Source organism: Belnapia arida (assembly GCF_016773205.1).
Classification (GTDB): Bacteria; Pseudomonadota; Alphaproteobacteria; order Acetobacterales; family Acetobacteraceae; genus Belnapia; species Belnapia arida.
Map to the genome: position 1 here is coordinate 1 of NZ_JAETWB010000009.1, position 19,082 is coordinate 19,082.

19 protein-coding genes and 1 tRNA gene are annotated in these 19,082 nt (G+C 71.8%); 7 read left to right on the forward strand and 13 right to left on the reverse strand.

The features are described from left to right. Positions 1-417: 417 nt before the first annotated feature. The 3 genes from JMJ56_RS17735 to JMJ56_RS17745 form a co-directional block, all read right to left on the reverse strand. A tRNA-Glu gene (locus JMJ56_RS17735) sits at positions 418-493 on the reverse strand. A gap of 42 nt (positions 494-535) precedes the next feature. Continuing rightward, positions 536-697 carry a DUF2256 domain-containing protein gene (locus JMJ56_RS17740; RefSeq protein ID WP_082012540.1) on the reverse strand — a complete coding sequence of 54 codons (162 nt, stop codon included), beginning with the start codon at positions 695-697 and terminating at the stop codon, positions 536-538. Next, the gene (locus JMJ56_RS17745; RefSeq protein WP_328702412.1) at positions 694-969 is read right to left on the reverse strand and encodes a DUF6476 family protein; all 276 of its coding nucleotides are present in this window, start codon (positions 967-969) and stop codon (positions 694-696) included. The genes JMJ56_RS17740 and JMJ56_RS17745 overlap by 4 nt, the downstream gene beginning before the upstream one ends. Before the next feature lie 28 nt (positions 970-997). On the opposite strand from JMJ56_RS17745, the gene JMJ56_RS17750 reads away from it, so the two are divergent. The 3 genes from JMJ56_RS17750 (at position 998) to JMJ56_RS17760 (ending at position 3,671) form a co-directional block, all read left to right on the forward strand. Continuing rightward, positions 998-1,951: an RluA family pseudouridine synthase gene (locus JMJ56_RS17750; protein ID WP_202833224.1), complete on the forward strand. Its 954-nt coding sequence runs from the start codon at positions 998-1,000 to the stop codon at positions 1,949-1,951. A gap of 240 nt (positions 1,952-2,191) precedes the next feature. After that, positions 2,192-3,073 carry an RNA polymerase sigma factor RpoH gene (gene rpoH / locus JMJ56_RS17755; protein ID WP_202833107.1) on the forward strand — a complete coding sequence of 294 codons (882 nt, stop codon included), beginning with the start codon at positions 2,192-2,194 and terminating at the stop codon, positions 3,071-3,073. Between the two features lie 91 nt (positions 3,074-3,164). After that, complete coding sequence (locus JMJ56_RS17760) at positions 3,165-3,671, forward strand: VOC family protein (RefSeq protein ID WP_202833108.1); 507 nt, start codon at positions 3,165-3,167, stop codon at positions 3,669-3,671. On the opposite strand, the gene JMJ56_RS17765 is transcribed toward JMJ56_RS17760, so the two are convergent. After that, the gene (locus JMJ56_RS17765) at positions 3,660-4,391 is read right to left on the reverse strand and encodes a metallophosphoesterase (protein ID WP_328702413.1); all 732 of its coding nucleotides are present in this window, start codon (positions 4,389-4,391) and stop codon (positions 3,660-3,662) included. The two genes, JMJ56_RS17760 and JMJ56_RS17765, sit on opposite strands and share 12 nt — an antisense overlap. Continuing rightward, positions 4,388-5,881, reverse strand: a complete 1,494-nt coding sequence (locus JMJ56_RS17770) for a cryptochrome/photolyase family protein (protein ID WP_236037902.1) — start codon at positions 5,879-5,881, stop codon at positions 4,388-4,390. The genes JMJ56_RS17765 and JMJ56_RS17770 overlap by 4 nt, the downstream gene beginning before the upstream one ends. Positions 5,882-6,031: 150 nt before the next feature. Between JMJ56_RS17770 and JMJ56_RS17775 the strand changes: the two genes are divergently transcribed. After that, the gene (locus JMJ56_RS17775) at positions 6,032-6,586 is read left to right on the forward strand and encodes a fasciclin domain-containing protein (protein WP_202833110.1); all 555 of its coding nucleotides are present in this window, start codon (positions 6,032-6,034) and stop codon (positions 6,584-6,586) included. Here JMJ56_RS17775 and pdeM read toward each other — a convergent pair. From pdeM to JMJ56_RS17790, 3 genes are read right to left on the reverse strand one after another with little or no spacing between them, the layout of a single operon-like run. Continuing rightward, complete coding sequence (gene pdeM / locus JMJ56_RS17780) at positions 6,564-7,286, reverse strand: ligase-associated DNA damage response endonuclease PdeM (protein WP_202833111.1); 723 nt, start codon at positions 7,284-7,286, stop codon at positions 6,564-6,566. The genes JMJ56_RS17775 and pdeM overlap by 23 nt on opposite strands. Beyond that, a complete protein-coding gene (locus JMJ56_RS17785; RefSeq protein WP_202833112.1) occupies positions 7,283-9,829 on the reverse strand; it encodes a ligase-associated DNA damage response DEXH box helicase in 2,547 nt (848 codons plus the stop codon). Before JMJ56_RS17785 ends, pdeM begins: the two co-directional genes overlap by 4 nt. A 42-nt stretch (positions 9,830-9,871) precedes the next feature. After that, positions 9,872-10,867, reverse strand: a complete 996-nt coding sequence (locus JMJ56_RS17790; RefSeq protein ID WP_202833113.1) for a sensor histidine kinase — start codon at positions 10,865-10,867, stop codon at positions 9,872-9,874. A gap of 344 nt (positions 10,868-11,211) precedes the next feature. On the opposite strand from JMJ56_RS17790, the gene JMJ56_RS17795 reads away from it, so the two are divergent. Both JMJ56_RS17795 and JMJ56_RS17800 read left to right on the forward strand, forming a co-directional pair. Beyond that, a complete protein-coding gene (locus JMJ56_RS17795; protein ID WP_202833114.1) occupies positions 11,212-12,258 on the forward strand; it encodes a ligase-associated DNA damage response exonuclease in 1,047 nt (348 codons plus the stop codon). Next, positions 12,255-13,865 carry a cisplatin damage response ATP-dependent DNA ligase gene (locus tag JMJ56_RS17800; RefSeq protein ID WP_202833115.1) on the forward strand — a complete coding sequence of 537 codons (1,611 nt, stop codon included), beginning with the start codon at positions 12,255-12,257 and terminating at the stop codon, positions 13,863-13,865. The genes JMJ56_RS17795 and JMJ56_RS17800 overlap by 4 nt, the downstream gene beginning before the upstream one ends. A 344-nt stretch (positions 13,866-14,209) precedes the next feature. Here JMJ56_RS17800 and JMJ56_RS17805 read toward each other — a convergent pair whose 3' ends face one another. The 5 genes from JMJ56_RS17805 to JMJ56_RS17825 form a co-directional block, all read right to left on the reverse strand. Then, entirely contained in the window at positions 14,210-15,073 is an 864-nt protein-coding gene (locus JMJ56_RS17805; protein ID WP_202833116.1) for a GNAT family N-acetyltransferase, read from the reverse strand. Between the two features lie 22 nt (positions 15,074-15,095). Next, positions 15,096-15,398: a hypothetical protein gene (locus JMJ56_RS35310; protein WP_202833117.1), complete on the reverse strand. Its 303-nt coding sequence runs from the start codon at positions 15,396-15,398 to the stop codon at positions 15,096-15,098. A 147-nt stretch (positions 15,399-15,545) separates the two neighbouring features. Then, the gene (locus JMJ56_RS17815) at positions 15,546-16,883 is read right to left on the reverse strand and encodes an NAD(P)/FAD-dependent oxidoreductase (protein ID WP_202833118.1); all 1,338 of its coding nucleotides are present in this window, start codon (positions 16,881-16,883) and stop codon (positions 15,546-15,548) included. A 29-nt stretch (positions 16,884-16,912) separates the two neighbouring features. Beyond that, entirely contained in the window at positions 16,913-17,584 is a 672-nt protein-coding gene (locus tag JMJ56_RS17820; RefSeq protein ID WP_202833119.1) for a haloacid dehalogenase type II, read from the reverse strand. 67 nt (positions 17,585-17,651) lie between these two features. Further along, positions 17,652-18,242, reverse strand: a complete 591-nt coding sequence (locus tag JMJ56_RS17825; protein ID WP_202833120.1) for a TetR/AcrR family transcriptional regulator — start codon at positions 18,240-18,242, stop codon at positions 17,652-17,654. 75 nt (positions 18,243-18,317) lie between these two features. Here JMJ56_RS17825 and bdcA point away from each other — a divergent pair, with 75 nt between their 5' ends. Then, positions 18,318-19,031, forward strand: coding sequence for an SDR family oxidoreductase (gene bdcA / locus JMJ56_RS17830; protein WP_202833121.1), 714 nt, complete (start codon positions 18,318-18,320; stop codon positions 19,029-19,031). The last annotated feature ends 51 nt before the right edge of the window (positions 19,032-19,082 follow it).

A 19,082-nucleotide genomic window follows, 5' to 3' on the forward strand; every position in this document is an offset into this window, starting at 1 on the left:
AGGCCGTCATCGTCAGCACCATGAGGCCGGTTTGATCATCGGGTGGCAGGTCGGTCAATACGGCGACGATCAAAACCACAGGGTCAGCATCCGCTACACTCACGTCACCCGGTCCACCGCCCCCAGAACGGTCGCCGGGCCTCAGTCATCGTCCGGCCTTCGACATCGTCTGCATGTGGGAAAGCCGCCATCCGAGGCAGCTGGTGAGGTCCAGGATCACCTAGCGCACCGGATTTCTGGGGCCGATGGTGGTGGGGATGCTGAAGGTGAAGACGGGTGAATGGGTGGCACGGTACACATAAGCCAGCCAAGGCACCTTGATGCACCTTAACGCAGGCGGAGTGTGGGGACCTGTGTGGGGGAGCAAAAGCTGTGCTCTAGAAAATCTAGAGCAATTAACAACTTAGCCCACTTGAATGGCGTCCCATAGGGGATTCGAACCCCTGTTGCCGCCGTGAGAGGGCGGTGTCCTAGGCCTCTAGACGAATGGGACAAGGCCGCGAGGCGCGCTTTCTAACCGCGACCGGGGCCGGGATCAAGCGCCCTTCCGGTGTTTTTCTTTTGCCTTCGCGTAGCGGCCGCTGCGGCACGCTTCGGAGCAGAAGCGGACCTGCTCCCAGTCCCGCGCCCATTTGCGCCGCCAGGCGAAGGGCCGGCCGCAAGCGGCACATATTTTCTGCGGCAGGGGCGGCTTCATCGGCCGAGGCGGATCTCGCCGCTGACCCGGCCGCGCTTCGGGTCCACCACCAGCACCCGGTCACCATCCGGCCGCTGGACCCAGATGCCGATGCCGTTCTCGCTTGCGGCGACACCGGCGATGCGCGCCCCATCCGGCTGGTCGAGCGCCGCCTGCCAGGCCGCGCCAGCCCCGCCACCGCCGGCCCGCTGGACGAGCAGCGCAACCAGGGCCACGGTGCCGCCGACGATCAGCACCCCCATCACGACGACCAAGACCTTGAGCGCTCTCACCGCGACCCCCTCCGAGACATTCACCGCCATGGCGGGGCCCGAGGCCGCCGGCACCCGCGCCGACCGCTTCCTGGCGGACGCGATAGGTTCGCTCTCGCGCTCCCGCGTCAAGGCACTGATCGTGGCTGGTGCCGCGACGCGGGACGGCAAGCCGCTGCGCGATGCCGCCGAGGCGGTGCGGGCGGGCAGCACCTATGCCCTCGCCATCCCGCCCGCAACCGATGCCCTGCCGCTGCCGCAGGACATCCCGCTGACGATCCTGTTCGAGGACCGCGACCTGATCGTGCTCGACAAGCCGGCGGGGCTCGTCGTCCACCCGGCGCCAGGCAACCAGGACGGCACGCTGGTGAACGCGCTGCTGGCCCATGCGGGGGAGGAGCTGGAGGGAATCGGCGGCGAGAAGCGGCCGGGCATCGTCCACCGGCTGGACAAGGACACCTCCGGCGTCATGGTCGTCGCCAAGACGGAGCGGGCGCTGCGGACCCTTTCCGAGACCTTCGCCAACCGCGACCTCGACCGGGAGTATCTGGCCCTCGCCTGGGGGGTGCCGCAGCCGCCCGCGGGCGAGATCGAGGGCGATATAGGCCGCCACCCGACCGACCGGAAGCGCATGGCGGTCGTCAACCGCAACGGCAAGCATGCGCTCACCCGCTATGCGACGGAGCGGGCCTGGGGCGCCGCCTGCGCCCTGCTGCGCTGCCGGCTGGCGACGGGGCGGACGCATCAGATCCGGGTGCACCTGGCGGAGCGGGGGCATCCGTTGGTGGGCGACCCGGTCTATCTCCGCCGCACCCCGGCCGCGGCGCGGCTGCTGGCGGAACCGGCGCGGGGGGCGCTGCTGGCCTTTCCGCGGCAGGCGCTGCATGCGGCGAGCCTCGGCTTCCGCCATCCGGTGACGGGGGAGGCGCTGCAATTCAGCGTGCCGCCGCCCGCGGATTTCGCCGCGCTGCTGGGCACCTTGACCAATGATGGCAGTGCGTAACGCCGAGTAACCAACCGCGAAAGTCGGATTTTTGTTGCAGCGCGGCACCACTTGCGCTAAAAAATGCCCCGGCAGCGGCCTCCGGGTGCCAAGACCCATATCGCAGCCTTGCTCGCCTCGTCGTGACCGAGGCAGGCGCGGTCGGGTGGGCCCGGAGCACGTTCAACTGCCAGATTCGTCGTTGGTCCAGGGTGCCGCCGTCACGGGGTGCCCCGCCAGCGCAGGAGGCAGATATCCGTTATGGCTTCCAGCTCTGTTATTCCCATTGCCCCCGAAGGCAACCTCTCGCGCTACCTCCAGGAGATTCGGAAATTTCCGATGCTCGCCCCGGAGGAAGAGCTGGAGCTCGCCAAGCGGTGGAAAGAGCATGGCGATGAGCGGGCCGCGCATAAGCTCGTCACCAGCCACCTTCGTCTCGTCGCCAAGATCGCCATGGGCTATCGCGGCTACGGGCTGCCGGTCGGCGAGCTGATCTCCGAAGGCAATGTCGGCATGATGCAGGCGGTGAAGCGGTTCGACCCGGACCGCGGCTTCCGCCTGGCCACCTATGCCATGTGGTGGATTCGCGCCGCCATCCAGGAATACATCCTGCACAGCTGGTCGCTCGTGAAGATGGGCACGACGGCTGCGCAGAAGAAGCTGTTCTTCAACCTCCGCCGGCTGAAGGCCCAGATGTCGGCGCTTGAGGATGGCGACCTGCAATCCGAGCAGGTGGAGAAGATCGCCCGCGTGCTCCAGGTGCCGGAGCAGGACGTGGTGTCGATGAACCGCCGTCTCGCCTCGCCCGACCACAGCCTCAACGCGCCCGTTCGCGCCGACAGCGAGGGCGAGTGGCAGGACTGGCTGGTGGACGACCAGGAGACGCAGGAGAGCGAGCTTTCCGACCGCGAGGACCTGTCCAACCGCCGCATGCTGCTGGGCGAGGCTCTGAAGACGCTGAACGAGCGCGAGCGCCACATCCTGATCGAGCGGCGGCTGAAGGACGAGCCCACGACGCTCGAGGAGCTTTCGCAGCAGTACAACATCAGCCGCGAGCGCGTGCGCCAGATCGAGGTGCGCGCCTTCGAGAAGCTGCAGAAGAGCATGAAGAACCAGATCGTCGAGCGCAGGCTCGCGGTCTGACCATACAGGCGGCCGATGGCCGCCATTGGAACCGATGATTGGCGCCGCCCCCCGGGGCGGCGCCATTGTTTTGGGTGAAGGAGACCATCCGATGCCCGAAGCCCAGCCTGCCACCCCCGTTCATCCCGCCATGCGGATCGGCCATGTCCATCTGAAGGTCGGCGATCTTGACCGCGCGCTCGGCTTCTGGCGCGACGTGATCGGGCTCGAGGTGCAGCAGCGCATGGGCGACCGCGCAGTCTTCCTCTCCGCCGGGGGCTATCACCACCACATTGCCCTCAATACCTGGGAGAGCGCGGGTGGGCCTTGGCCGCCGCCGGGGACGACCGGCCTCTATCACGTGGCGCTGCTCTACCCGGACCGCGCGGCGCTCGCCGTGGCGCTGCGGCGCGTGGTGGAGGCGGGCGTGCCGATCGAGGGCGCGGCGGACCATGGCGTCTCCGAGGCGATCTATCTCCGCGACCCGGACGGCAACGGCGTGGAGCTCTACCGTGACCGCGTGCCCGGGGAATGGCCGCGCGATGCGGCGGGCGACCTCGCCATGGTCAACCGGCGGTTCGACCTCCAGGCGCTGTTGGCCGAGGCCTCACCAAGCTAGGTCGATCCAGGAAAGGTGGCCGCCCTTGCCGGCGCCGGTATCGAGGAAGATGGCCCGCCCTCCGGACGCACCCGGCTGGATATAGGGGCGGCCGTCGGTCGAGCGGCGCTCATGCCCGCAGTAGAGCGTGTAGCCGGCCGGGATGCGGTCCACCCAGTCATGCAGGCGTTCGGGGTAGCCATCGGGCATCATCCGCCCGGTGACCTGGCCGAAGAGGGCGCGGGAGAGCATCGGGTCCGGCTTGCGGGTGCCGGCATCGGGCGGCGAGGGCTCGCGCAGCATCCGTGCGTGCCAGCCGGCATGGACGAAGAGCGACTGGCCGAGGCGGAGCCAGGCCGGGGCCGCGGCGATGGCGGCGATAGCGCGGGAGGTCAGCGCCGCGCTATCCGGCGCCTCGGCGAGTTGCGTGAGCGTCTGCCCGAGCCCTTCCGGCGCCATCCGCACCCGCTGGCCGATCAGCGCGCGGCGCAGCTTGTGGTCGTGGTTGCCGAGCAGGAAGCGGCCGCGCCCGGCATCGAGCAGGCCAAGCATCCGCCGCAGCACAGCCGGACTGTCCGGCCCGTGGTCGGTCAGGTCGCCGAGCTGAAGGATGAACAGCCGCTCCGCCTCCGCCCCCGCCACCGCATGCTCGAAGGCGGCGGCCTCGCCATGCACGTCGCCGACGATGCGCAAGCCACGGAAGCCGCGGGCGGCGAGGTCGGCCTGGGCAGCGTCCGTCACGCCGCCGGCTCCCACTCGACACGCAGGCGGGCGAAGGCATCGAGGGCGCGGCGGCGGCCCTCCTCCGGCAGCACGACGGGTGCGGGATAGTCGCGGCCGAGGACGATGCCGGCCTCGCGCAGCACCGCCTCCGGCGCCTCCCAGGGGCGGTGCAGCCAGCGCTTCGGCAGCCGCGCCAGCTCCGGCACGAAGCGGCGGACATAGGCCCCCTTGAGGTCGAATTTCTCGCCCTGCAGCACCGGGTTGAAGACGCGGAAATAGGGCGAGGCGTCCGTCCCGCTGCCGGCGATCCATTGCCAGGAGGCGCTGTTGGAGGCGAGGTCGGCATCCACCAGCGTGTCCCAGAACCAGGAGGCGCCGGCCTGCCAGGGCTGGAGCAGCTGCTTTACCAGCAGCGAGGCGGCGATCATCCGAACCCGGTTGTGCATCCAGCCATGCCGCCAGAGCTGGCGCATGCCGGCATCGACGACAGGGATGCCGGTGCGGCCGCGCTGCCAGGCACGCAGCAGGGCGGCATCCGGCGCGAAGGGGAAGGGGGCGAAGCGCTCGCGCAGCGCCGCCTCCGGCATCTCCGGCCGGTGCCAGAGCAGGTGGTAGGAGAATTCGCGCCAGAGGATCTCGGCAAGGAAGGGCTGGGCCGCCTCGACATCGCCGGGGATGGCCTCGCGCACGGCATGCCAGACCTGGCGCGGCGAGACCTCGCCCCAGCGGAGATGCGGCGAGAGGCCGGAGGAGCCCTCGATGCCGGGGAGGTTGCGGTTCACCGCATAGTCGCGCACCGAGCCGGCGAGGAAGCGGGTGAGCCGCGCCTGCGCCCCGGCCTCGCCCGGCGTCCAGATCGTGCCGAATTCTGCGGCCCAGTCGGGGATGGGAGGCTGCGGCAGCAGGTGCCAGTCGGCGAGGCGGTCGCCGGTGGGGGCGCCCGGCACCGGGTGCAGGCGGTCGGTCGCGGGCTGGGGCGGCTCCGGCTCGCCGCGCACAGCCATCGACTTGGCGAAGGGACCGTAGACCGTATAGGGCTTGCCGCTGCCGCTCATCACCGTGGGCGGCTCGCGCAGCAGGGTGGAGGTGACGAGGCGGAGGCTGCGGCCGGCGGCCTTCAGGGCCTCCGCCACGCGGGCGTCGCGCTCGCGGGCCCAGGGCTCGTAGAGGCGGCCGGCCAGGACCTCATCGGCGCCGATGGCATCGGCCAGCGCCGGGATGACGATCTCCGCCCGGCCGCGCACCAGCAGCAGCGGCGCCCCGCGTGCGGCCAGCGCCCCGGCCAGCGCGGCGAGGGAGTGGTGCAGCCACCAGCGGGCGGCGCCGCCCGGGGCCCAGCGCCCGGCCGCGGCATCGTCCAGGACGTAGACCGGCAGCAGGGGCCGCTCGGCGGCGGCGGCGAGGGCGGGGTTGTCGGCGAGGCGCAGATCCTGGCGAAACCAGAGCAGGGCAGGGGAGGGGCAGGCCATCAGCCGTATGTAGGCGCCCGAGGCAAAAGCGCGACACATGCAGGCCTCATGACGGCAGCGCGATCACGCAAACCGATGCAACGATGTCGCGTTCCGGAACCGCACGGGTGCGATCCCGTTAACCGACATCCCGCTACCCCTTTCAAACCGTAAGGTGAGATACGCATGATTTCATTAAATCGCCGTCATATGCTCGCAACCGCTTTTGCTGGCGGCACGATCCTGGCGGGCCTCCGCCCCGGCCAGGCGCAGACCCGCAACGTGATGGAGACGCTGGCCGCCGATGGCCGGTTCAACCGCTTCATCGACCTCATCACCCAGGCCGGCATCACCGACCAGCTGCGCTCCACGGCGAGCGTGACGGTCTTCGCCCCCGTCGATCCGGCCTTCGACGTGGTCAATGCCCGCATCACCGAGCTGAGCGCGCAAGGCTCGGGCAACATCAACCAGAACAGCGCCGACCCGCTGCGGCTGCGCGAGTTCCTGGCCTACCACATCGTCTCCGGCTCCATGCCCTCCTCCGGCCTGCTGGACGGGCGGCGCTTCAAGACGGTGAACGGCGCCGAGATCCTGGTCGCCAATGACGGCAGCAAGATCGCCATCAGCAACCCGGCGCCCGAGCGGCAGACCGGCAGCTTCGGCGCGGGCGGGCTGAACGTCCAGGCGCCGGCGCTGGTGGTCGGGCCGGACATGGTCGCCAACAACGGCATCATCCACGCCGTCAGCCAGGTGCTGTTCCCGTAAGGGCAGGCTGACCGGTGGGAGCGGCGGTCATGCTGAACAGCCGCTCCCGCCCCAGCAGGAAGAGGCGCGCGCCGCGCGGGAAGAGGCCGGCGATGGCCGGATCCCGCGCGTCGAGCCCGCCGGTATAGGCGCCGAAGGCGGGCAGGACGAGGCGGCGGCCATCGGCGACGAAGCAGGGGCGGGTGATGCCGCCCACCCGCGTCGGCATGGTCGCCTTCGGGTGGAAATGGCCGGAGACCTCGCCGCCCGCGAGGGCCGAGAAGCGCGAGGCGGGTGGGCGCGCCTGGTGGCGGAAGACGAGCGGCCCGTCGCGCACCTCCTCGGCGGCCTGGCCGGGGAGGCCCTCGGGCGGCTCCGGGTCGTGGTTGCCGAGCACCCAGAGCATCTCGATGCCGGAGAGCATGCGGTGCAGTGCCTCCAGCTCCGTGGGCGGCAGGCGGCTGGCGCCATGCCGGTCGTGGAAGCTGTCGCCGAGGGCGATGATCCGCGCCGGTTTCCAGCGCCGCAAAAGCAAGGCGAGGCGCGAGAGCGTCTCCCGCGTGTCGTAGGGTGGCAGGAAGCGGCCGGCGGCGGCGAAGGCGCTGCCCTTCTCCAGATGCAGGTCGGCGACGACCAGCGTATGCCGCGCCGGCCAGTGCAGCACGCCGGCCGGGTCGAGCATCAGCCGCTCGCCGCCCAGATGGATCGGTGCCGCGCTCATGCCTGGCCGAGGCTCTTCGGCGCGCTGCGGATGAAGCGGTTGCGGCGCGGCCGCTCGCGGTGCCGCGGCTTGTCGACGTCGCGCGGGCGGATGCGGACGCCCTCCGTCACATCGGCCAGCAGGCCGGAGAACAGCTCTGCGCCGCCCGTCACCTCGTCGACCAGCGCCTCGGCCTCGGCGAGCAGCGCATCCTCGGCGCCGCCGGCGACCCATTCGCGCCCCTCCTCGATCAGCGCCGGCACGGCGAGCGGCGAGACGCGGCTGAGCGGGCGGTGGATGATGCGGCCGCGGGCGCGGGCCAGCAGCAGGCCGATGCGGGCGACATCCGTCAGGCCGCCCGCCGCCTCCTGCCGCGTGGCGCGGAGCAGGATGTGGTCGGGCTCGTGCTTGCGCAGCACGTCGTAGATCAGGTCGGCATTCATGGTCATCTGGCGCGGGCGTTTCTCTTGTCCCGGGTGGTTCTTCTCGAGCAGCCCGGCGATGGTGGCGATGTTGCGGAAGGTGCGGCGAAGCATCGAGCTTTCCGCCATCCAGTCCTCCAGCTCCTCGCCGAGGATATCCTCCTCGAAGAGCCGGTCGACCTCGGTCGGCTCGAAGGCGGACCAGGTGGCGAGGACGTAGTCGGTGGCGAGGTAACCGAGCGGGCCGAAGCCGGCGCGCTCCATCCGCTTGGTGACGAGCATGCCGAGCGTCTGGTGCGCCAGCCGCCCCTCGAAGCAATAGGCGACGAGGAACCAGCGGCCGCCGCGGGGGAAGGTCTCGATCAACAGCCCGTCCTTCGGCGGCAGCATGCTCTGCTTGCGTTGCAGCTTCAGCCAGTCCTGCACCGCGGCGGGCAGCAGGCGCCATTTGCGCGGCTCGTTGATGATCTCCCGCACCCGCGCCGCGAGCCAGGTGGATAGCGGCATGCGGGAGCCGGCATAGGCGGGGACGCGCGGCTCGCCCTCGCCGCCGCGGGAGACGACGGCGCTGACGCCGTCCAGCGCCTCGAAGCGCAGCGTCTGCCCGGCGAAGATGAAGCAGTCGCCGGCGACGAGCGTCGAGATGAACCACTCCTCCACCTCGCCCAGCACCGGGCCGCCGCGCAGCCGCACCTTCACCAGCGGGGTCTCGACGATGGTGCCGAGATTCATCCGCAGCTGGCGGGCGACGTGCTGGTCGCGCACATGCACGAGCCCCTCGGCGTCGCGGAACAGCTTGCGGAAGCGCTCATAGACGCGGAGCGCGTAGCCGCCATTCTCGACGAAGCCGAGCACGTCGTCGAAGTCGCGGCGGCTGAGGGCGGCGTAGGGCGCGGCGCGGCGGACTTCCTCGTAAAGGTCATCCGGGTGGAAGGGGGCGTGGCAGGCCATGGCGAGGACGTGCTGCGCCAGCACGTCGAGCCCGCCCGGCCGCGGCGGGTCGCCGTCCAGCTCCTCGTGGCGCACGGCCTCGAGCGCCGCGGTGCATTCGATCACCTCGAAGCGGTTGGCGGGGACGAGGACGGCGCGCGAGGGCTCGTCCATCCGGTGGTTGGCGCGGCCGACGCGTTGCAGCAGCCGCGCCACGCCCTTCGGCGCGCCGACCTGGATCACCTGGTCCACATCGCCCCAGTCGATGCCGAGGTCGAGCGAGGCGGTGGCGACGACGGCGCGCAGCTTGCCCGCGGCCATCGCCGCCTCCACCTTGCGGCGCTGCTCGACGGTCAGGCTGCCATGGTGGAGGGCGATCGCCAGGGCGTCGTCGTTCAGCCGCCAGAGCGCCTGGAAGCAGAGCTCCGCCTGCGCCCGCGTATTGACGAAGACGATGGTGACGCGCGCCTCGCGGATGCGGCGATAGACCTCCGGCATGGAGGCGAGGCCCATATGCCCGCCCCAGGGCAGCCGGCCTTCGGGCAGGGTGATCGACAGCTCCGGCGGGGCGCCGCCGCGCACCTGGACGAGGCGCACGCCCTCGGGGTCGCCGGTGGGGGAGAGGAAGGCGCGCAGCGGCTCCGGCCAGGCGACCGTCGCCGAGAGGCCGACCCGCCGCGCCGCCGGCGCCAGCCGCCCCAGCCGGGCGAGGGCGAGGGCCAGCTGGTCGCCGCGCTTGCTGCCGGCCAGCGCATGGATCTCATCGACGATGACGGCGCCGAGCCCTGCGAAGACCTCCGTTGCCTCGGGCTGGGAGAGCATCAGGGCGAGGCTCTCCGGCGTCGTCAGCAGCAGGTTGGGCGGGTCGGCGCGCTGGCGGGCGCGGCGGTTCTGCGGGGTGTCGCCGGTGCGGGTCTCGATGCGGATGGGCAGCCCCATCTCCTCGACCGGCGCCATGAGGTTGCGGGCGATGTCGACGGCGAGCGCCTTCAGCGGCGAGATGTAGAGGGTGTGGAGACCAGGACGCGGATTGCGGGCGAGGTCGACGAGGCTCGGGAGGAAACCCGCCAGTGTCTTGCCGCCGCCGGTCGGCGCGACCAGCAGCGCGGATTCGCCCGCCTGCCCCGCTCGCAGCAGGGCAAGCTGGTGCGGACGCGGCGTCCAGCCCCGCCCGGCGAACCAGGCGGCAAACGGTTCCGGCAATGTTCCCATCTGCCCCCCTATATGGCGGGGCCGGGCGGACTCGGGAAGGCGTTACCCGCAGGCGAAGCGAAGCGTCGCCTTGGTTCCGCCGTCGACATCGAGCCGCAGGCTGGCATGCGCCTGCCGCGCCAGCCGCGGCACGAGGTGCAGGCCGAGGCAGCCCTGCGGCGTGTTGCGCCGCTGCGCCTCCGGCAGGCCGACGCCGTCATCGGCCACCATCAGCTCGCCGAGGCCGGGCGCGGGCCGGCGCAGCGCCAGGCGGATGGTGCCGGCGGGGCGGTCGGCGAAGGCGTGGCGGGCGGCGTTCACCACCAGCTCGTTGACGATGAGGGCCAGCGGGGTCGCCTGGGAGACGGGCAGCAGCAGGCCCGGCTCCATCTCGGCCTCGATCACGATGCCGGGGCGGCCGACCACGTCCACCGCGGCCTGCGCGGTGGCCAGCAACTCGGCGCCGAGGTCGATCGTGGCGTTTTCGGCGATGCGGAACATGCGGTCTTGCACCAGCGTCGCCAGCATCACCCGGGTGGCGGCGCCGCGCAGGGCGGCGGCGACCTCCGGGCTGGTGGCGCGGCTCGCCTGCAGGCCGAGGAAGGAGGTGGTGGCCTGGGCGTTGTTCTTGACCCGGTGATGCAGCTCGGCCAGCAGCAGCTCGCGCTCGGCCAGGGCGCGGCGGCGCTCCTCCATCGCCTGGCGCATGTCGGTGATGTCGACGCAGGAGCCGAGAAAGCCGGTGAACTGGCCATCCTGGCAGAGCGGCCGCGCGGTCTCGAGCAGCCAGCGCCACTCCCCGTCATTCCGGCGCAGGCGGAAGTCGAGGGTGAAGGGGGCGCGGCTGGCAAAGCCCTGCTGACAGACCTGCTCGCAGCGTGCGCGGTCCTCCGGGTGCATGCCCTCCATCCAGCCGAAGCCCAATTCGGCCTCCAGCGGCCGGCCGGTGAAGTCGAGCCAGGGCTGGTTGAAGAAGCTCCGCGCCCGGTCAGGCCCGGCCTGCCAGAGCATCACCGGAGCATAGTCCACCAGCAGGGATGGCTCCGCCTGAGCTGCCATCCTGGCCTCCGTGGCATCCCCTTGCCCTGGCGACATCCAATTCCTCTGCCCTTCTTCGATGCCGCGACGCCGCATGGCCGTTGCAGTTTCGGTCCTGTGTGACGCGCGAGACGACCAGAGGTTTCCTGGCCGTCTCCCGACCCACGTTGCTGGGAACGGCGGGCCGGGTGCGAGGTTGCCGCCACGGCCGGAACGAGCCCGCCCGGCTGCGCCACCTTGCCGGCCGGCCCCTGCCAGGGCGGAATGTCCTCAACCGGGAGGCTATTTGTCCACACCCGCAACGGATCGCTGGCGGGAAGGTGATGGGTTGAAGCCCGGCCGGACATGGCCAAGCTTCTGCCGTCATGCCTCATCCCGAAACCTGGCTCCGGGTCCTGCCCGACGGGCTGTTCTGCGAGCCCGGCGGCTTCTTCATCGACCCGGTGCGGCCGGTCGAGCGGGCCGTCATCACCCATGGCCATGCCGACCATGCTCGCCCCGGCCACCGATCCGTGCTGGCGACGCCGGAGACGCTCGCCATCATGCGGGCGCGGATGGGGGAGGGGGCCGGCGCCGCCCAGCAGGCGATGCGCCATGGCGAGGTGCTGCGCCAGGGCGAGGTGACGATCCGCCTCGTCCCCGCCGGGCATGTGCTCGGCTCGGCGCAGGTGGTGATGGAGTGGCAGGGCAGCCGAGCGGTCGTCTCCGGCGACTACAAGCGGCAGGCGGATGCGACCTGCCTGCCCTTCGAGCCCGTCCCCTGCGATGTCTTCGTCACCGAGGCGACCTTCGCCCTGCCGGTCTTCCGCCACCCGGACCCGGCGCATGAGGTGGCGAAGCTGCTGAAGAGCCTCGCCCTCTTCCCGGAGCGGACGCATGTGGTCGGCTGCTACGCGCTGGGGAAGTGCCAGCGGCTCATCACCCTGCTGCGCGCGGCGGGCTGGGACCGGCCGATCCACCTGCACGGAGCGCAGCAGCCGCTATGCCGGCTCTACGAGGAGCTCGGCGTCCCCCTCGGCGAGCTGCGGCCGGCGACCGTCGCCAACAAGGCGGAGCTGCGCGGGGCGATCGTGCTCGCGCCGCCCTCGGCCATCGCCGACCGCTGGGCGCGGCGGCTGGCGGAGCCGGTCACGGCGCTCGCCAGCGGCTGGATGCGGGTGCGGCAGCGGGCCAGGACGCGGGGGGTGGAGCTGCCCATGGTCATCAGCGACCATGCCGATTGGCCGGACCTCAACCGCACTATCGACGAGGTCGGCGCGCCGGAGGTCTGGGTGACGCATGGGCGGGACGATGCGCTGGTGCATGCGCTGGCGGGGCGCGGCATCCGCGGGCGGGCGCTGCACCTCGTCGGGCTCGGCGAGGATGAGGACGAGGCGGTGGCCGAGGCGCCCGAGGGGGCCCCTGCGGCATGAGCGTCCCGGCCTTCGCGGAGCTGCTGGAGCGGCTGATCTTCACCCCTGGCCGCAATGCCAAGCTCGCCCTGCTGCGCGACTGGTTCGCCACCCAGCCGGACCCGGACCGGGGCATCGGATTGGCCGCGCTGACCGAGGAGCTGGTCTTCACCGCCGCCAAGCCGGCGATGATCCGCGACCTCGCCGCGGCCCGCACCGACCCGGTGCTGCTCGCCCTCAGCCATGACTATGTCGGCGACCTGGCCGAGACGGTGGCGCTGATCTGGCCGGAGCGCGCCGGCGTCAACGCGCCGCCGCCGGCGCTGTCCGAGGTGGTGGAGACGCTGGAGGTGACGCCGAAGGCGGAGCTGCCGGGGCTGATCTCGGGCTGGCTCGACACGCTCGATTCCGGCGGGCGGCTGGCGCTCATCAAGCTCATCACCGGGGGATTGCGCGTCGGCGTCTCCGGGCGGCTGGCGCGGGTCGCGCTGGCGGAGTGGTCGGGCAAGCCGGTGGAGGAGATCGAGGAGATCTGGCACGGCGTCGCCCCGCCCTACCTGCCGATCTTCCGCTGGCTCGAGGGCCATGCGGAACGGCCCGACCCGCGTGACGCCCCGGTCTTCCGCCCGCTGATGCTCGCCCATCCGCTGGAGGACCGCGACCTGGCTGCGCTCGACCCGGCGGCCTGGCGCGCCGAGTGGAAATGGGACGGCATCCGCGTCCAACTCACCGCGGGGCCCGGCGGGCGGCGCATCTGGAGCCGGGGCGGCGAGGACATCTCGGGCGGCTTCCCCGAGATCGTCGAGGCGATGGAGTTCCACGGCGTGCTCGATGGCGAGCTGCTGGTGATCCGCGACGGCCTCGTGGCGCCCTTCGCGGACCTGCAGCAGCGGCTGAACCGCAAGCTGGTCGGGCCGAAGATGCTGCGGGACTATCCGGTCGGCGTGCGGCTCTACGACTTGCTCTTCGAGGGGGGCGAGGATCTACGCCCGCTGCCCTTCGACGCGCGCCGCCAGCGGCTGGAGGCCTGGGTGGAGCGGCACGCGCCGCCGCGCATGGACCTCTCGGCGCTGATCGCCTTCGCCTCCGTGGCGCAGCTTTCCGAGGTGCGGGACGGGGCGCGCGCCGCCTCCATCGAGGGGCTGATGCTGAAGCGCGCCGACAGCCCCTATCTCGCCGGCCGGCAGAAGGGGATGTGGTGGAAGTGGAAGCGCGACCCGCTCAGCATCGACGCGGTGCTGATGTATGCCCAGCGCGGCCATGGCAAGCGCAGCAGCTTCTATTCCGACTACACCTTCGGCCTCTGGCGCCCGGTGGAGGGCGGCGGGGAGGAGCTGGTGCCGGTCGGCAAGGCCTATTCCGGCTACACGGATGAGGAGCTGGGTTGGCTCGACCGTTGGATCAGGAACCACACGGTCAGCCGCTTCGGCCCGGTGCGGGAGGTGGAGAAGGCGCTGGTGCTGGAGGTGATCTTCGACGCCGCGCAGCTCTCTGGCCGGCACAAGTCGGGCGTTGCGCTGCGCTTCCCGCGCATCGCCCGCATCCGCACCGACAAGCCGGCGAGCGAGGCGGACCGGCTGGAGAACCTGATGGCCTATGTCGAGGCGGGGCCGGCGGCGGAGGAGTGACGGCCGCAGGCCCGGTCCCGGCCTGGACCCAGCAACCCCGCCTCCGGTCGATCGGTCCGGGCACGGCGAGGGTGACGAATTCCACCATCCGCACGACCTGCACCCCGGGCGGCAGGGCAGCGAGGTCGAACTGGTCCACTCCGGCGCCGACCGAGAACAGCACCTCGAACGCCGGAGAGCGCTGCGCGTGATCCTCCAGCGGTTGCCAGGTAGCGCACGGCCGCCGCATCGCCGGTCTCGGGGCAGATGTGGAAGGGCAGGTCGGGCAGGGCCTCGGCGAGGAGGCGCCGCCAGGCCTCGCCGCGGGCCGCTTCGGATTTGCAAACGAGGCTCATGCGCCCTCCTCAACCCAGGGACTGGCTGACCAGTGCGAAGGCGCCCAGCCTGCCGTCGCCGCGCGGCGGCGTGCCGCGCACCATCATCTGGCCGGTATCCACCTCGGCCAGGCCGAGGGAGGGCAGCCAGGGCGAGAGCCCGCTGCCGTCCGGCACGTCGATCCGGACGAACTGCCCGGCCCGCGCGCCAAGCCCATGCGCGATCAGCGCCTGCGCGGAGGCCCGGTCGGGTGCCACCACCGGCCCGATCACCTGCCCGCGCCCGAAGCGGCGGACGAGGGCGAAGCCGATAGCCTCCCCATCCTGCTCCAGCACCATACCCTCCGCGACGGGCAGCAGCGCGCCGATCAGCGCGTCGCGGTGCAGGCCGAGCGCCCGGCGGTCCAGCGCCGCGAGCAGCGGCGCGTCCTCCCGGCCGACGGGGCGGAGCCGCTGCCCCGGCGGCAGCGGGACGGGCGCCGTGGCGATCACCTCGCCCTGGTGCTGACGAATGAGGCCCAGGCTGGCGAAGCCCAGCTTGCGGTAGAGCGGCGAGCCGGAGACGGTGGCGCAGAGCATCACGCTCCGTTCGCCGAGTATGTCCAGCACGCCCTCGGTCAGTGCGCGCCCGAGGCCGCGGCCCTGGGCCGCTTCGGCGACCACCACCATGCCAAGGTTCGCCGCCGGCCCGTAGCGCCAGCCGAGCGCCGTGCCGGCCAGCCTTCCGTCCAGCTCCGCCGCCAGGCCCTCGCCAAGTGCGAAGGCGAAGGTCCAGTCCTCCAGACGGAACGGCCAGCGCAGCGCCGCCGTCAGCGCCTGCGCCGCCGGGAGGTCGGCGGCGGCCAGCGCACGAAGCTGCGCCGTGCCATGCGCCATGGGGCATTCCGCCGTCATGCCTGCCTTCCGTCCTCGGCTCTCAACCGGCCCGGTACCTGTCCGTCATGTTCCAGGTGTTCTGCCGCACATTCACGTTGGGCATGAGGCCGACCAGCGTGTCCTTGACGCCCTCGACGACCGCATACCGGTAGATCGGCAGCTCCCGCGCGATGCGCTCGACCGTGTCCACCGCATCGTCGAAGGGACGGCAGAGGCGCCTGGCATGGTCGAGGCCGAGCATCCCGGCCAGCGAGGCGAAGTTGTGCGCGGTGCCGTTGTCGACATGCCCGCCGTTGCGGCCGGAGGCCTGGCCGACGACCCGGCCCGCCTCCAGCACGGCCACGCCCGCGCCGCGCCAGGGCGAGTGCGGGGGAGAGGCCGGTGAAGCCGCCGCCGATCACCGCCACGTCCACCCGTCCCTCCACCGGGCCTGTCTCCGCATCGGCGAGGGGCGTCGCGGTGTCGAGCCAGTAGGGCACCATCCGCATCGTCACATCATCCCGGGCTTCTGGATGCGGGAGCCGTCGATCAGGCGCTCGTAGCGGAAGGGGGAGGGATCCACCGCGGGGGTGCGGCCCAGGATGAGGTCGGCGGCGAGCTGCCCGGCCCCGGGCCCGATCCCGAAGCCATGGCCGCTGTAGCCGGTGGAAAGATAGAGGCCGGGGAGCATGCCCACCGGGGCGATCACCGGCACCGCATCCGGCGTGGAGTCGATCCAGCCGCCCCAGACGCGTCCCATCTTCACCCCCGCAAGCTCCGGGTAGGAGGTGGCGAGCTGCTTCAGGGCGGGCTCCGCCACGCCGGCCTTCGGTGCCGGGTCGAGGATGCGCATGTCGTCCGCCTCGAAGATCGTCGGGCGGTCCATGCGCCAGCGGCCGACGACGGCCTCGGGACCGCGGAAGAAGGAGGCGCCGATGCCGAACTTCACCATGTGCCGCCGCGCGACCAGCGTCGGCCAGAATTTGCGGGCGTAGCGCATGCCCTGGGGCGTGATCTCGATCTGCCCCCGGTTGTTGGCCGCGACGATGTAGCTGCCATCCTCGCGCCGGCCGATGGTGATGTCGGGCGTGTAGAGGCCGCCCGGCGTGATCTCCGGCGCCGGCTCGGTGAGGAAGACGGTGGAGCGGATGCTTGACTGCGGCAGGCCGAGCCCGTGGCGCCGCAGCATCATCGAGGACCAGGCGCCGCCCGCGAGCAGGACCTGCGGCGCGCGGAGGCGTCCGTGCTCGGTGATGACGCCGGCGATGCGGCCGCCCTCGATGTCGAGGCCGCGCACGGCGCAGCGCTGGTGGATGCTGGCACCGAGCTTCCGCGCCGCCGTGGCGATGGCGGGTGCCGCCTTGCGCGGCTCCGCGCGGCCGTCGCGCGGCGAATGGATGCCCCCAATCCAGCCGCCTGCGGGGCCGGGGACCATCGGAGCCACCTCCTCGGCGGAGAGGAGGCGGCTGTGGAACTGGTAGCCGCGGGCCATCTCCACCCAGCGGCGCCAGGTCTCCAGCTCGCTCTCGCTGCGCGTCGCGTAGACGAGGCCGGTGCGGAGGAAGCCGACATCGATCCCGGCCTCCTTTGGCAGGCTGTCCCACAGCTCCATGCTGCGGAGCATGACCGGAATCTCGCGCTCGTCGCGGTTCTGCACCCGGCACCAGCCCCAGTTGCGGCTGGACTGCTCGCCGGCGATGACGCCCTTCTCCAGCAGGGCGACGCGCTGCCCCGCCTTCGCCAGGAAATAGGCGGCCGTCACCCCGGCGATGCCGCCGCCGATGATGGCGACATCCATCTCGGCGGGCAGGCTCGGATCGCTGGTGACGGGATCGACGGGTGGCGACATGGTGCGGGCTCCGGGGCGGGCTTGGGCGGTCAGAGGCCGAGCAGGCCCGGCAGGCCGCCGATATCGGCGATCTCGTGGAAACCGTAGAAGGCGTTGCCGCGGGGCTCGTGGCCGCGATTGACCCAGGCCTTGTCGCGGATGCCGAGGTCGTGCGCCGTCATCATGTCGTAGCGGAAGGAGGAGGAGACGTGCAGCAGCTCCTCCGGCCGCGCGTCCAGCTGGCCCAGCATGTATTCGAAGGCTTGCATGCGCGGCTTGTAGGCCTGCGCCTGCTCCGCGGTGAAGACGGCGTGGAAGGGCGCCTCCAGCTTCGCCACGTTGTGGTGGATCTGGTGGTTGGCGGCGTTGGAGAGGATGACGAGGGGGAACTCCTTCGCCACGCGCTTCAGCGGCTCCGGCACGTCCGGATGCGGGCCCCAGCTCGGCACCGCCTCCGAGAAGCGGGCGCCCTCGCCCTCGCGGCAGGCGATCCCGTGCTTCGCGCAGGTGCGGCGCACGGCATTGTCCAGCACCTCGGCATAGGGCTTCCAGGCGCCGAGGACCTCGTCCAGGCGGTAGGCGCTGAAGTCGCGCAGGAAGGCATCCATGCGCTCCGCCGGCACGCAGTCCGCGAAGTGCCCGCGTGCCAGCGGGCCCATCTGGAAGTTGGTCAGGGTGCCGTAGCAGTCGAAGGTGATGTAGCGCGGGCGCGGATGGGTCATGGTGTCTCCTTCGGTCCGGCCGGGTTGCGGGACGCCGTGTCGGTCACGCGGCCATCCCGGGAGGCGGTCAGTCCTGGCGTGCCTGTGCGAGGCCGAGGCTGGCGAGGCGGGCTGTGGCGAGCAGGCGGTCGAGCCCCTGGCCCTCGCGGGCCATGGTGGAGAGGCCGGCCATCACGGTGACGACGTAGTCGGTCAGGCGTTCGGCCGCCTCTGGCTGTGTGGCCGCGATGAAGCGGCGGATGCTGTCCTCGCCGGCGGCGGTCAGGGCGCGGGCCGCCGCACGCGCCTCCGGGTCGTTGCAGCGGGCACCCTCGATGGCGAGGCAGCCGGCAGCGGCGGGGTCGGCGGCATAGCGGCGGGCGGCCTCCTCCAGCATGGCGGCGAGGGCTTCGGGCACCGGGCGGCCGGGGCGGAGGATCTCGGCCAGGGGGAGGGCCCCCGTGCCGGTGTAGCGGCCCAGGATGCGGGCGTAGAGGCCGGCCTTGCTGCCGAAGGCGGCGTAGAAGCTGGGCGGGTTGATGCCGAGCGCCTCGGTGAGGTCGGCGACGCTGACGGCGTCGTAGCCGCGGGCATGGAACAGGCGCTGGGCGGTGGCGACGGCCTGCTCCGGGTCGAAGCGGCGGGGGCGGCCGCGGGCGCGCGGGGGATTTGTAGTCATTGATACAAAATGCCTTGACGAGGCCTCCGGGTGATTTATGTAGCTGTCACTACGCTAAATCTCAAGGAGGGCCTGATGGCCGGTGTTCAGGGTAAGTCCGTTCTCGTGCTCGGCGGTAGCCGGGGGATCGGGGCGGCGATCGTGCGGCGCTTCGCCGCCGATGGCGCGGCGGTGACCTTCACCTATGCCGGCTCGAAGGAGGCCGCCGAGCGGCTGGCGGCGGAGACGGGCGCCACGGCCGTGATGACCGACAGCGCCGACCGCGACGCCGTCATCGCGCGGGTGCGCGACAGCGGGCCGCTCGACGTGCTGGTGGTGAATGCCGGGGTCGTCGTCTACGGCGACCCGCTGGAGATGGACCCCGACGCGGTGGACCAGCTGATCCGCATTAACATCGCCGCGCCCTACCACGCTTCGGTGGAGGCGGCGCGGCGCATGCCGGAGGGCGGGCGGATCATCGTCATCGGTTCGGTCAACGGCGACCGGGTCTCCTTCCCGGGCATCTCGGCCTATGCGATGAGCAAGTCGGCGATGCAAAGCATGGCGCGCGGCCTGGCGCGGGATTTCGGCCCGCGCGGGATCACGGTGAACGTCGTGCAGCCGGGGCCGATCGACACCGACATGAACCCGGCGGACGGGCCGTTCAAGGACTTGGTCTACCCCGCCATGGCCTTCAAGCGGCATGGGCGGCCGGAGGACGTGGCGGGGATGGTCGCCTGGCTGGCGGGGCCGGAGGCGGGCTTCGTCACCGGGGCGATGCACACCATCGACGGCGGCTTCGGCGCCTGATCCTGCGGCGGGCGGGGTGGCCGGCGCGCCGCCCCGCCTTGCCGCCGGACG

What these genes read in the sequence shown, in the direction of transcription:
- JMJ56_RS17740 (WP_082012540.1), bottom strand. Translation starts at nt 697, where the DNA reads ATGAAGCCGCCCCTGCCGCAGAAAATATGTGCCGCTTGCGGCCGGCCC.
- JMJ56_RS17750 (WP_202833224.1), top strand. Translation starts at nt 998, where the DNA reads ATGGCGGGGCCCGAGGCCGCCGGCACCCGCGCCGACCGCTTCCTGGCG.
- rpoH (WP_202833107.1), top strand. Translation starts at nt 2,192, where the DNA reads ATGGCTTCCAGCTCTGTTATTCCCATTGCCCCCGAAGGCAACCTCTCG.
- JMJ56_RS17760 (WP_202833108.1), top strand. Translation starts at nt 3,165, where the DNA reads ATGCCCGAAGCCCAGCCTGCCACCCCCGTTCATCCCGCCATGCGGATC.
- JMJ56_RS17770 (WP_236037902.1), bottom strand. Translation starts at nt 5,881, where the DNA reads ATGTGTCGCGCTTTTGCCTCGGGCGCCTACATACGGCTGATGGCCTGC.
- JMJ56_RS17775 (WP_202833110.1), top strand. Translation starts at nt 6,032, where the DNA reads ATGCTCGCAACCGCTTTTGCTGGCGGCACGATCCTGGCGGGCCTCCGC.
- pdeM (WP_202833111.1), bottom strand. Translation starts at nt 7,286, where the DNA reads ATGAGCGCGGCACCGATCCATCTGGGCGGCGAGCGGCTGATGCTCGAC.
- JMJ56_RS17785 (WP_202833112.1), bottom strand. Translation starts at nt 9,829, where the DNA reads ATGGGAACATTGCCGGAACCGTTTGCCGCCTGGTTCGCCGGGCGGGGC.
- JMJ56_RS17790 (WP_202833113.1), bottom strand. Translation starts at nt 10,867, where the DNA reads ATGGCAGCTCAGGCGGAGCCATCCCTGCTGGTGGACTATGCTCCGGTG.
- JMJ56_RS17795 (WP_202833114.1), top strand. Translation starts at nt 11,212, where the DNA reads ATGCCTCATCCCGAAACCTGGCTCCGGGTCCTGCCCGACGGGCTGTTC.
- JMJ56_RS17800 (WP_202833115.1), top strand. Translation starts at nt 12,255, where the DNA reads ATGAGCGTCCCGGCCTTCGCGGAGCTGCTGGAGCGGCTGATCTTCACC.
- JMJ56_RS17805 (WP_202833116.1), bottom strand. Translation starts at nt 15,073, where the DNA reads ATGACGGCGGAATGCCCCATGGCGCATGGCACGGCGCAGCTTCGTGCG.
- JMJ56_RS17815 (WP_202833118.1), bottom strand. Translation starts at nt 16,883, where the DNA reads ATGTCGCCACCCGTCGATCCCGTCACCAGCGATCCGAGCCTGCCCGCC.
- JMJ56_RS17820 (WP_202833119.1), bottom strand. Translation starts at nt 17,584, where the DNA reads ATGACCCATCCGCGCCCGCGCTACATCACCTTCGACTGCTACGGCACC.
- JMJ56_RS17825 (WP_202833120.1), bottom strand. Translation starts at nt 18,242, where the DNA reads ATGACTACAAATCCCCCGCGCGCCCGCGGCCGCCCCCGCCGCTTCGAC.
- bdcA (WP_202833121.1), top strand. Translation starts at nt 18,318, where the DNA reads ATGGCCGGTGTTCAGGGTAAGTCCGTTCTCGTGCTCGGCGGTAGCCGG.